Origin of the sequence: Bacillus sp. SRB3LM (assembly GCF_015712745.1) — a bacterium.
Classification (GTDB): Bacteria; Bacillota; Bacilli; order Bacillales; family Bacillaceae_G; genus Bacillus_A; species Bacillus_A thuringiensis_K.
In genome coordinates this window covers 1-2005 of the sequence record NZ_VWVQ01000080.1, presented here as the reverse complement: position 1 = coordinate 2005, position 2005 = coordinate 1, and the positions used below count along the sequence as shown (strand labels likewise).

Here is a 2005-nt window from a genome sequence, read left to right as displayed (position 1 = left end):
AACGTTTCATCATACTGTTTTTTCATCTGAAACACCTCTTATATAGAATAATTTATCTCTATACTGTGTTCCAGTTTTACTGTACCACCTCATAATGATTAACCGAGAATCCCCACTTCAAATCGTCCGTTAGGACGTTAAGTGGCGGGTAATTCGCAAAAGGCACATCATAGAGCTAATTATTTTCAAATTCAAATCAATAATAACTAAATGTATATAAGGAGCCGAATATATATGGAAGACGTTCTACAATTGTTTAGAGATGCACTATCAATAACGGAACAATTGTATAAACAAGATGAGCAATTGTGGCATAAATGGATGTCCTATTATGTTGAGATTAAAGCAGATAAAAGTAAAATTGTGACTTCAGAATATCTTTCTCCGTCATTTTCAATGCTTGTACAATGGCTAGAGCAACAACAAAGAAAAGGTGTTTCGCCTCTAGATATATATAGGAATATAGATGAGTATAGATTAATCATCGATGAGACAATAGGTGTCTTTATTGAACAAGAGTTTCGTAAAAATCAGGCAGTTAGTAATAACGTGCATACAGTAATAAGAGGATCAGATGTAAACACATTGAATCAAAACTATTTAGAAGTAAATAACTCTGCATTATATTATAAATTAAGAGATGGAATAGCCAAAAATCAATTTGAAGAAGATGAAAACACACACTTAAAATCATATCCTATTGAAACAAAAGATAGTAGTGGGGTAGCACAGCTCTCCTCTCATAAAGATGAAGATCTAAAGTTAACCAATATTGAAGAGGCAGCAAGATGGAATACACTCATAGACGGTGTAATGAGTAATATGGATGATCTAACTGCAGATTGTTTAGATACCATCACGATTCAATGGTTAAATGAAGCAAAATCGCCTGATGAATTTATTGATTTTTCATATGAACAAGTTTTAGAAATGTGCAATATTTCAAAGGCTAAGGCAAATGGAGTAGAATACTATAGGGTAGAAGATAAAATTAAAGTAGCGAAGCGGATTGCGGCTTTAGCGAGTATTTTTATATATTTAAATGATGAAAATGAAGTAGTCGTATTAAATGACCGTGCTGAAACGGGTAAGCATTATGAAGTAAAACGAGAGGTAATTAAGAGACTATTCGTATTAGATTCTGTAGTTTTATGGAGGGATAAAACCACAAACGAATACATGGGAATAGAATCGTGTCGAATCAAACCGGGAAGTTTCTTATCCGGATATTTATATGGATCTAATAGTACTACCGCATTATTATCGAAAAAGGCACTTGAATATAACAGCTATAGACATAAATATCATAAAAGGTTAATTCGATATTTGACATGGCAATGGAGAATACGTCAAATGTTTTCTAGTTTACAAAGACCTTATTCTATAGGTGGAGATAAAGGTTTGTTAGCAGTTATGGGAATAAACCAGAAGCAAAAACCGAATCGTATTCGTGAACAATTAGAAAATGTTCTTATGGATCTAGAAAAAGAAGAGGTAATTTCTCATTGGGAATATAATAATAGTTTAGAAGAAGAAAAACTGACAAAGAAAAATTGGTTTAAAAACTATTATTCACAGTTAGGAATAGTAATATTGCCACCCAAAGAACTAATTCGTTCTTTGGAAAACTTAGCAAAAAAGAAAATTATTGATACAATCCCTGGGGAAAGTCAGCCGATAAAAATTGTAGACAAACCACTAGATACGAGTGAAAATGAACAAGTAATTAGAGAGAAAATAGAGTTTGTACATATGAAAAAGAATATAACTATGCGAGAACTTTCAATAGATATAGGTATCTCGCAACCTACTCTTTCTAGGTTTTATAATAAAAAAACAAAACGCCTCTCTAGTACGGCGAGAAGCAAATTAAATCAATGGTATAAACGGCAGTTAATTATTGATAAGATGTGAGGTGGTACAGTAAAACTGGAACACAGTATAGAGATAAATTATTCTATATAAGAGGTGTTTCAGATGAAAAAACAGTATGATGAAACGTTTA

Annotated in this window: 1 protein-coding gene; it reads left to right on the top strand. The window is 32.1% G+C overall.

The features are described 5' to 3' along the window. Positions 1–234: 234 nt before the first annotated feature. A complete protein-coding gene (locus F3I02_RS26975) occupies positions 235–1914 on the top strand; it encodes a helix-turn-helix domain-containing protein (RefSeq protein ID WP_196478602.1) in 1680 nt (559 codons plus the stop codon). The last annotated feature ends 91 nt before the right edge of the window (positions 1915–2005 follow it).

Excerpts from the sequence above, each read along its gene's own strand:
- F3I02_RS26975 (WP_196478602.1), top strand. The coding sequence starts at position 235 with ATGGAAGACGTTCTACAATTGTTTAGAGATGCACTATCAATAACGGAA.